The organism is Slackia sp. CM382 (assembly GCF_000293015.1).
Lineage (GTDB): Bacteria > Actinomycetota > Coriobacteriia > Coriobacteriales > Eggerthellaceae > Slackia > Slackia exigua.
On sequence record NZ_ALNO01000001.1, the window covers coordinates 376,309 to 386,497 of the forward strand.

The 10,189-nt window shown below is 63.7% G+C and carries 7 protein-coding genes; 4 read left to right on the forward strand and 3 right to left on the reverse strand.

Annotated features, from left to right (window positions below):
- Window positions 1-27 precede the first annotated feature (27 nt).
- From recQ to rlmD, 3 genes are all read right to left on the reverse strand, one after another.
- Window positions 28-1,965, reverse strand: a complete 1,938-nt coding sequence (recQ, locus tag HMPREF1155_RS01590; RefSeq protein ID WP_009075966.1) for a DNA helicase RecQ — start codon at window positions 1,963-1,965, stop codon at window positions 28-30.
- Window positions 1,966-1,968: 3 nt separating this feature from the next.
- Window positions 1,969-3,033 (reverse strand): redox-regulated ATPase YchF, encoded by a 1,065-nt coding sequence (gene ychF, locus HMPREF1155_RS01595; RefSeq protein ID WP_009076091.1) that lies wholly within the window; start codon window positions 3,031-3,033, stop codon window positions 1,969-1,971.
- 244 nt (window positions 3,034-3,277) lie between these two features.
- Window positions 3,278-4,474 carry a 23S rRNA (uracil(1939)-C(5))-methyltransferase RlmD gene (rlmD, locus tag HMPREF1155_RS01600; protein WP_009076148.1) on the reverse strand — a complete coding sequence of 399 codons (1,197 nt, stop codon included), beginning with the start codon at window positions 4,472-4,474 and terminating at the stop codon, window positions 3,278-3,280.
- Window positions 4,475-4,640: 166 nt separating this feature from the next.
- Between rlmD and HMPREF1155_RS01605 the strand changes: the two genes are divergently transcribed.
- The 4 genes from HMPREF1155_RS01605 to HMPREF1155_RS01620 all read left to right on the forward strand — a co-directional run bounded on the left by HMPREF1155_RS01605 (window position 4,641) and on the right by HMPREF1155_RS01620 (window position 10,132).
- Window positions 4,641-5,012 (forward strand): phage holin family protein, encoded by a 372-nt coding sequence (locus HMPREF1155_RS01605; protein WP_006363141.1) that lies wholly within the window; start codon window positions 4,641-4,643, stop codon window positions 5,010-5,012.
- Between the two features lie 312 nt (window positions 5,013-5,324).
- Window positions 5,325-6,119 carry a dimethylarginine dimethylaminohydrolase family protein gene (locus HMPREF1155_RS01610; protein ID WP_009076467.1) on the forward strand — a complete coding sequence of 265 codons (795 nt, stop codon included), beginning with the start codon at window positions 5,325-5,327 and terminating at the stop codon, window positions 6,117-6,119.
- 284 nt (window positions 6,120-6,403) lie between these two features.
- On the forward strand, window positions 6,404-7,705 hold the full coding sequence (locus tag HMPREF1155_RS01615) for a DNA repair protein (RefSeq protein WP_009076100.1): 1,302 nt from the start codon (window positions 6,404-6,406) through the stop codon (window positions 7,703-7,705).
- A gap of 261 nt (window positions 7,706-7,966) precedes the next feature.
- Window positions 7,967-10,132, forward strand: a complete 2,166-nt coding sequence (locus tag HMPREF1155_RS01620) for a DEAD/DEAH box helicase (RefSeq protein ID WP_009075960.1) — start codon at window positions 7,967-7,969, stop codon at window positions 10,130-10,132.
- Window positions 10,133-10,189: the final 57 nt, after the last annotated feature.

Consider the following 10,189-nt stretch of genomic DNA (forward strand, 5'->3'; position numbering starts at 1 on the left):
TGCCGAGCCTTCGGATCCTCGCTTGCCCTACCTCTCTTGACGCCAGGCGGCTATCTCGGCGAGGAAGGCATCGCCGTAGGTACGCATCTTGCGCGCGCCCACGCCGTTGACCTCGAGCATCTCCATCTCGGTCGAAGGCATCCTGTCGCACATGCCGTGCAGCGTGCGGTCGGTGAACACCATGTACGGCGCAAGCCCGCGTGCGGCGGCGATGCTCTTGCGCAACGCGCGCAGGCGCTCGAACAGCGCGTCCGAGCCGACGCCCGCACCTGCGCCCACGGCAGCGAACGACCCGGTCGATCCCGGCTTCCGCAGATGGTCGGCCTGCGCATCGGGCGTGCGACGCGGTACCTTCACGGAAAGCGAGAAATCCTCCGCATCCACGGCCCCGGCGCGCGCTCCCAGCCCGACCGTCGGATATTGGCCCGCGGAGATGTCCAGCACGCCCTCGGTCGCCAGCAGCTCGATCACGTCCTTCACCGCCGATGCCGTCGCACGCACGCTCCCGTAGCTCGGCAGCGCATCGAATCCGCCGTCCGTCACTTTCTGGCTCTTCGATCCGCGCACCACGTCGGCGATGACGGTCTTGCCGTACGGATACCCCAATTCGCGCACGCATGCGACGCAGGCGCGGGCGACCTGCGTCATATCGATCGAGGCGAAATCCCCCTGGCAGTTCGAGCAGTTCCCGCACGGATCGGCCGGCACGTCGTCGCCGAAGTAGGCGAGCATGCACCTGCGCAGGCATCCCGTCGTGCGGCAGTAGGCGATCATCGCATTCAGAAGCTTGACCTGCGCCGCATGCACCGCCCGCGCCTGCTCTTCGGTCAGACTGCCGTTCTCGGTCGGTGTGTCGATGAAGTAGCGGCACGTGGAGATGTCCTTGTCGCACCAGAGCAGCAGGCATTCCGACGGATCCCCGTCGCGACCGGCGCGGCCGGCCTCCTGGTAATACGCTTCCAGGCTCTTGGGCATGTTGTTGTGGATCACATAGCGCACGTTCGACTTGTCGATCCCCATGCCGAAGGCGTTGGTCGCCACCATGACGAGCGCGTCATCGTCGATGAACCGCTTCTGGTTCTCGGTGCGCTCGGCCGGCGAGAGCCCCGCGTGGTACGCTGCCGCCGAGAAGCCATGCTCCTGCAGGAACGCCGCCGTTTCCTCCACCTCGCGGCGCGTCGCGCAGTACACGATGCCGCTTTCGCGCCGATGCGCAGCGACGAACGACGCTATGCGCATTCGTTTGGCCTTCGGGTTCATCTGCTCGACGGAGAAGCGCAGGTTCGGACGGTCGAACCCCGTGACCACGACCTCGGGATCCGTCAACCCTGCAAGGCGCGCGATGTCGTCGCGCACCTCTTCGGTGGCCGTGGCCGTGAGCGCGATGACGGGCGGGCGGGCCCCGCGGGCGATGCCGTATGCGTCGATGAATTCGAGGATCTCCAGGTAGGAAGGTCGGAAATCCTGACCCCACTGCGACACGCAATGCGCTTCGTCGATCGCAATGAGGGGAACCTCCATGCCCATGACGAAGCTGCGGAACGCCGGGTCGGACAGGCGCTCGGGTGCGACGTACATGAGGTCGTACGCGCCGTCGCGGGCGCGGCGCATGATCTCGGCCTGCACGGCCGGCGAGAAGCTCGAGTTGATATACGACCCGCGCACGCCGGCGTCGACCAGCCCGCGCACCTGATCGTGCATGAGAGACACCAACGGCGAGATGACGAGCGCCAGCCCCGGCATGACGATGCCGGGGATCTGGTACGTGAGCGACTTGCCCGCGCCCGTCGGCATGACGCCGAGCGCGTCGCGCCCTTCGAGCACGGCGCGAATCAATGCCTCTTGGCCAGGCCTGAAACTATCGTACCCATAGTACTTGCGCAGCGCTGCCTTCGCGTCGTCCATGGAGGCGCGACGGGAATGGGACGACGAGGCGGATGCGCCGCGCGCATCGACGGATGGCATGCCCTAGACGTTGAACTTGAAGTGCATGACGTCGCCGTCCTGCACGACGTAGTCCTTGCCCTCTTGGCGCAGGCGGCCCGCCGCGCGGCAACCGGCCTCGCCGCCGAGGCTCACGTAGTCGTCGAACGAGGCCGTCTCGGCCTTAATGAAGCCGCGCTCGAAGTCGGAATGGATGACGCCGGCGGCCTGCGGCGCCTTCGCGCCGACGGGAATGGTCCACGCGCGCGTCTCGGTTTCCCCGCTCGTGAAGTAGCTCTGAAGTCCGAGCAGGCCGTATGCTGCACGAATGAGGCGCGCGAGCCCGCCTTCCTCGATGCCGAGCTCTTCCATGAACATCTGCGCGTCTTCCGCATCAAGCTCGGAAAGATCGGCTTCGATCTTGGCGGAAATGGGAACGGGGCGCTGCCCGTCGATCTCCGGGAGCTCGACATTGACGGAACCTTCGTCCACGTTCGCGATGTACATCATCGGCTTCATCGTGAGCAGGCATAGATCCTTCACGGCCGCGGTTTCCTCGACGGACAGGCCGAGCGTGCGGGCACGATGGCCTTCGTTCAGGCCTTCGGCAACCTTCTTCGCGACTTCGAGCTTGAAGGCGCCGGCCTTGTCGCGGCGCGCTTCCTTCTCCAGGCGCGGAATGGCGCGTTCGAGCGTGCCGAGATCGGCCAGGATAAGTTCGGTCTTGATGGTGTCGACGTCGCTGCGCGGATCGACCTTGTGCGCGACGTGCTCCACATTGGGGTCGGAGAAGAACCGCACGACCTCGCAGATGGCATCGGTTTCGCGGATATTCGCGAGGAACTTGTTGCCCAGGCCCTCCCCTTGGCTGGCGCCGGCCACAAGACCTGCGATGTCCACGAATTCGACCGTCGCCGGCACGATCTTGGCCGGATGGTCGATCGCAGCGAGCGCGTCCAGGCGTGCATCGGGCACGGCCACGATGCCGACGTTCGGGTCGATCGTGGCGAAGGGATAGTTGGCCGCGAGGCCTCCCTTTTTGGTCAGGGCCGTGAACAGCGAGGACTTGCCCACGTTGGGCAATCCGACGATGCCGATGGATAAGGACATGGAATCACTCCTTGGAGAAACGCGGTCGCGTGCGCCCCATCTTACCATTGCGCGGATGGCGCGCAGGAAGGATTCGGATATGAATTGCGTGCAACCGAATTTGCATGAATCGATGCAAGGAAGCCGTGCGTACTGATGAGAATCTATATCTGTATTGATCGACGATGAATAAAGTCTGGTCACCCGACGCTTGGAGCGACTACATCCGGTGGCAAATCTCCTGCAGATCGCACTACGGCGACCATCAGCCCTCGAGCACGAAGCGGGCGATCGTCTCCACGTGCTCGGTATGGGGAAACATATCGACCGGCTGCAGCGTATCCAGACGATATCCGTGATCGCATAGGTATCGGGCATCGCGCAGCTGCGTCGCAGGATTGCAGGATACGTACACGATGCGCCGCGGCGCGAGCAGGCACGCCGCCTTCAGGAAATCGGGCGTCGCCCCTGCGCGCGGAGGATCCATGAACACCGCGTCGACCGACCCGCCTTCCGCAGCAAGCCGTCGCATGAACGCGCCCGCGTCGTCGGCGAAGAATTCGGCCGACCCGATGCCGTTGTGCCGCGCGTTAGCGCGCGCATCGGCCACGGCATCCATTCGTTCCTCGACGCCGATCAAGTGCTTGGCACCGGGCTTCCCGTCGATTCCTTTCGCCGCCACAAGCCCGATCGTGCCCGTGCCGCAGTACGCATCAAGGATGGTCTCCTCGCCCGTCAGGCCCGCCATCTCGACGGCGGTTCGGTACAGCACCTCGGTCTGCTCTGAATTCACCTGGTAGAACGACCGCGACGAAATGCGGAAGCTCAGCCCGCACAGCTCGTCCAGAATGAAGCCGGGACCGTAGATCGTGCGTTCCTTGTCGCCCATGATGACGTTGGTGCGCCGCGTATTCACGTTCTGAACCACCGTCGTGATCTGCGGATGCCGGCGCACGAGTTCCCGTGCGAGGCGCTTTCCTGCGGGAAATGCCTCGTCCCGCGTCACAAGCGTGACCATGACCTCGCCCGACGCATGGCCGACGCGCACCTGGGCATGGCGCAGGAAGCCCGCATCGGCATCTTCGTCGTACGGCTCGATGCGCAGCTTCGGCATAAGCTGGCGGACGGACTGGATGATCGCCTTGGCGACCTGGTTCTCTATCAGGCATTCGCTCGAATCGATGACGCGATGCGTGCCGCGCTCGTACATGCCGCAGAGGATGCGCCGGCGACGCGCCTTGCGATCGTAGACGCCCACGAAGGGCGAGACGACCTTGTTCCGATAGTGCAGCGGCACATCCATGCCGAGCACGGGCGCCACCTCGAGCCCATCGAATTCGGCGAACAGGCATGCGACGGCTTCGCGTTTGCGCGCGAGCTGCCGGGCGTAGGGCACCCGCAATTCGGTGCATCCTCCGCAGCGGCGGTCTATAGGACAGGAATATGCAGGGGCTTCGGTCATGCGGTGCATTGTAGCGCAGCGCACGTGACCCGACCGCGACGCGGCGCTCGTTCACGGTCGCGCAACGCTTGGACCAAAGCAGCCCCGTGCTTCCGCGCACGTGCGATAATCCCGGAAACGCACGTCGAGCGCGCTCGACCCCGAAACACGCTGAAGGAGCAGAACCATGGGTTTCATCGGACGTTGGATCGCCACCGCGATCGCCGTCGCCGCGGCGCTGTGGATCGTCCCCGGCATCGGCCTGGACAACACCACGAGCACCTGGGTGGCCGTCGCTATCGTAGGGCTCATGCTCGCGCTGCTCAACGTCTCGGTCAAGCCCATCCTGCAGATCGTGAGCCTACCCTTCTCCGTCCTCACGCTCGGCATCTTCTACCTCGTCATCAACACCGTCGTCCTCTACCTTGCATCCGGCATCGCCAACGGGCTGTTCGACGTGGGTTTCGTGATCACGAATTTCGGGTCGGCGTTCTTCGCGAGCATCATCATCAGCATCGTGAGCTCCATCGTGAACGGCATCACCGGCTCGGAATCGTAGGGGCTCTCCCTCAACGCGAAGGATGGCTGCGATGTAAAGAACGGATTGCCGGCAGCGAACGCGAATCCGTTCGCACGGCTTCGTCGCATCCATGGCGCCGACGCGGTGCCATAACCCGCGGCCCATGGCGGTTTTCGTATGCCATCATGCATATTTATTCGGGTTTAACCTGGGTTTAACGGTCTTTTTATGCAAAATTACGTGAATTATTCCGTATTTTATTCATCTAGAGGGTATACAATCATGGGCGTGCAAAGCGCTTGCGAAGACGTGCCGAAGGCTGCAAGCGCATCCATTGAGAGAGGATAGGACATGAACTTCACCAACGTCATCGTGCGCCGCCCCGGCGCATCGCTGTGCGACGGCATCACCAGCGCGCCCGAGCTCGGCCAACCCATCTATGAAAAGGCGCTCGTCCAGCACGACGCCTACATCGAAGCCCTGAAGCAGTGCGGCGTCGAAGTCACCATCCTTCCCGCGATGGAGGAATATCCCGATTCCTGTTTCGTCGAAGACACCGCGGTCATCACCCGCAAGGGCGCGATCATCGACAATCCGGGCGCCGGCAGCCGCAACGGCGAAGCCAAGGAGATGGAACCCACCATCCGCCAGTTCTTCGACGACGACCATATCAAGCGCATCGTGTCGCCCGGCACGCTCGAAGGCGGCGACGTCATGATGGTCGGCGACACGTTCTATGTGGGCCGCTCCGCCCGTACCAACGAAGAGGGCATCCGTCAATTCGCCGAGATCCTCGAAGGCTGGGGCCTTGCGTGCGTCGAGGTGCCGCTGGAGCTCGTGCTGCATCTGAAGACCGGCGTCAACTACCTTGAAGACAACAACATGCTGGTTTCCGGCGAATTCATCGACAAGCCTGAATTCGCCCAATACAACCGCATTGTCGTGCCCGAAGAGGAAGCCTACGGCGCGAACTGCATCTGGATGAACGGCACCGTCATCGTACCCGAGGGCTATCCGACCGTGCTCAAGGCGGTCCAGGACCTCGGCTATAAGACGATCGTGGTGGACACCTCCGAGTACCGCAAGATCGACGGGGGCCTTTCCTGCCTGAGCCTGCGCTTCAATCCGAATCTGGTCGACGAGTAGCCGCCGATGCTCCACCCGCGGGCGCGCATGCTCAGGCGCGTCCGGCGACCACCGGGGATTCCTGAGCTCGGACGAAGGGCTGTGCGATCGCGCGGCCCTTCGTCGCATGCGGTCCTCGTTTCACCGAGGGCCGCGGCGGACGAAACGGGCGGATTTCGCGATGCCCGATTCGCGCACGATGCAGGCGATGCGCCCGGCGATGCCGCGCTCCCTCTTTTTCCCTCTCTCCCTCCTGAAGCATGGTATCATGCATATAGAACATTTGTACGTATAAGGGGGCGGGAATGGACGGTGTCCGGGAAGGCGGCGCGCATGACGAAGGACGCTCGTATCTCTGCATAGACTTGAAATCGTTCTACGCCTCGGTGGAATGCGTCGAACGCGGTCTCGATCCCATGACGACCGATCTGGTGGTCGCCGACCCCGAGCGAACGGACAAGACCATATGCCTGGCCGTCTCGCCCTCCCTCAAGGCGAAAGGCGTGCGCAACCGTTGCCGGGTATTCGAGATTCCCGAAGCCTTCGATTACCTCATGGCGCCTCCGCGCATGGCGCTCTACATCGAGTACTCCGCGAACATCTACGCCATCCTGCTGCGCTACATCGCGAAGGAGGACATCCACGTCTACTCGATCGACGAATCGTTCATAGACGTGACGAGCTATCTCCCCTATTACCATACCGATGCGATCGAGCTGGGAGAACGCATCCGCGAAGACATCGTGGCGCAGACAGGCATTCCGGCTACCTGCGGCGTCGGCCCCAACCTCTTCCTCGCCAAGGTCGCGCTCGACATATCGGCGAAACGCAGCCCCAATTTCTTCGGCGTCCTCGACGAAGGGCGCTATCGCGCGACGCTCTGGAACCACACCCCCATCACCGACTTCTGGCGCGTGGGCGCCGGAACCGCGCGACGCCTGCACGACCTGGGGATAGACACTATGGGCCAGCTCGCGCTCTACCCCGATCGGGACAGGCTCTACGACATCTTCGGCGTGGATGCGGAAATCCTCATCGACCATGCCTGGGGCATCGAGCCGGTCACGATGGACGACATCAAGGCCTATCGGCCGCATTCGAAATCGTTCACGAACGCCCAGGTCCTCAGCCGCCCCTATGCGTACGAGGATGCCCGAACCGTCGTCAAGGAGATGTGCGACGCGAGCGCGACGGACATGGTGGCGCAGGGGCTTACGGCGGATTCCCTGACGCTCGGCGTGCGGTACGACAGAAACGAGCGGGGCCTCATGCTCGACGACGGAGGAACGTCGAAGCTTTCCTTCCCCACGAATTCGCGACGGGCCTTGATAGATGCCGCCATGGACGTCTTCGGCCACCGCGTGGACCCAAGGCGCTCGATCCGCTACCTCATGATCACGTTCAACGGCATAGCCGACGAAGACCGGACGCAGCCCGGCCTCTTCCACGCGGCCAACGTCCAAGAAGAGCGGCGACGTCAGGAAGCCGTCGTCGGCATCCAGCGGAAATACGGGAAGAATTCCCTGTTCAAAGGCATCGACCTGCTGGAATGCGCAACGCAACGCGAGCGGAACGGACAGATAGGAGGCCATAGGAGCGGTGCATGATCCGAAACGAAGAGCCGCATCGCGCCCCCGCATGGACAGGGCCCGGCGCGCGAAGATATTCATGCCCTTCGATCCCCTCAAGGGATTCCAGGAAGCCCTGCGCGAAAAGGAGCGCGAGACGGAAGCGGCCTACCGGAAGGCCGAGAGCGGAACGCCGTGGGACGATGCGTAGGTTCATACATCCTATCTGGTATTTCATGTTTATAGCGTGTACACGCCCCGCACACGGCCTGCGACAGGCATAATGTGCTGTCTCACGGGATGCCCCACGCTCCCTATCCAATCGGGCGGAATCGACCCGAACGCACTCGCAACAAGGAGAACATCATAGCTACTTTCAATGACCTCGGACTTTCCGAGAAGGCTCTCTCTGCCGTCGTCGACCTCGGGTATTCCGAGCCGACCCCGGTTCAGGAGAAGGCCATCCCCGTCGTGCTCGAAGGGCGCGACCTCATCGCAGCCGCCAAGACCGGCACCGGCAAGACGGCCGCATTTTCCCTTCCCACCCTGGACCAGCTGAGGTATCGAGCCGACGACGAAGGTCCGCTCATGGTCATCGTGACGCCGACGCGCGAGCTTGCGCAGCAGATCGCCGATACCTGCGCGCCCATCGCCCGCCGCACGAACCACAGCACCGTCGTGCTGCTCGGCGGCGTCGGATACGGCCCTCAGATCAAGAAGCTCAGGGCCGGCGCCGACATCATCATCGCGACGCCGGGGCGCCTGCTCGACCTCATGCGTCAGGGCGCGGCGAGGCTCGGCAACGTTGAGAAGCTCGTCCTCGACGAGGCCGACCGCATGCTCGACATGGGCTTTTGGCCTCAGGTCAGCGAAATCGTCGATGCCATCCCCGCCGAACGCCAGACGCTGCTGTTCTCGGCCACCATCGACCGTTCGCAGGACAAGGTTATGTTCTCGCTGCTCAAGGATCCCGAGATCATCGAGATCGCCCATCGCGGCGATGTGGCCGACCTGATCGACCAGTACGTCATCAAGACCGATCGCCGTTTGAAGCCTGCCCTGCTCAACTCGTTCGTCCGGGAACGCGGCGGATTCCGCGTCATCGTGTTCACGCGCACGAAGGGCGGCGCCGACAACTGCACGAAACGCCTGCGCAAGATCGGCATCGCCACCGAGGCCATCCATGCGGACCGTTCGCAGGCCCAGCGGGCCCGCGCCCTCGACAACTTCCGCGAGGGCAAGACGCACGTGCTCGTCGCCACCGACGTGCTTTCGCGCGGCATCGACGTGCCCGAAGTCGACTACGTCATCAACTACGACCTGCCCATGATGCCCGAGGACTACGTCCATCGCATCGGACGCACGGGCCGCGCCGGCGCGCGCGGATACGCCGTGTCCTTCGTCACGCCCGATACCCGCAATCTGCTGAAGAGCATCCAGAAATTCATCGATCAGACCATCGAGGTCCTCGATTTCGCCGTGAGCGACGATGCGATGGAGCCTGTCGGCGAAGACCATGCGCTCGCCGGCGTCGTGGACGATGAAAAGGGCGCGCGCGGCGGACGCGGCAAGAAACGCGGCAAGGACGACCGCGGTCGCGACAAGGACCGCAAGAGGGGTCGCAACGGCAAGCGCGGGAAGCACGACGACGATGCCCGCGGCAAGAAGGCGAAGAAGGACCGCCGCAAAGCATCGAAGGCGGATGGTCGTTCCGAAGGATTCGAGCACGTGGACGTGCATCGCGACGAGCGCTTCGACGCGGATTTCGACGCCAAGTTCAACAAGAAGTCGAATGCGGCATTCGCCGAAGGGCGCGATGAGAAGCGCTCCCGCAAGAACGACGACAAGAAGCACCACGGCAAAGGGTTCGGGAAAGACGGCAAGAAAAAGAAGCGCGCAGGCGCATCCGAGCGCGATCGCGCAGCCCTGAACGCGGCGGCCGACTCCTTCGGCGGCGGACGTTCGCCCCGCCCCAAGGGCGATCATACCTACGATTACGCGGCATTTTCCAAACCGAAGAGGCCCAAGGCGCCCAAGGGGGAACGATTCGGCGACTCGAGCAGGTTCGACGACGAGCGTCCCTCCTTCAAAAAGCATGACGGGCGCAAAGGCTTCGGCAAGGGCGCATCGAGCGATCGCGGCAAGAACGACCGCTACCGCTCCGACGACCGCTTCGGCCGCAAGGATTCGAAACGTTCGAACGGTTTCGGCAGGGATGCGAAACGCGGAGGCGATGCGCGCGACCGCAAGCCCTTCGAAAGCAAGGTAGGACGCGGGTTCGGTTCCACCCGCCGCTCCGAAGGCGAAGGCCGCTCCTTCGGCCGCCGGGACCGCGATAGCCAAGGCGCTTGGAAGCGCAGCGGCAGGCCTTCGATGGGAAGCCGCCCGAACGGCGGCAGGCCGGGACGTCCCAAGCGCGGCGGATCGGCCGGCGGCCCTCGAGGCCGAGGTTCCAACGCGCGGTAGCTCCCATCGGGCATCCCTGTAGCTGCATGCCCGATGCATACGATACGGACGGCGGCC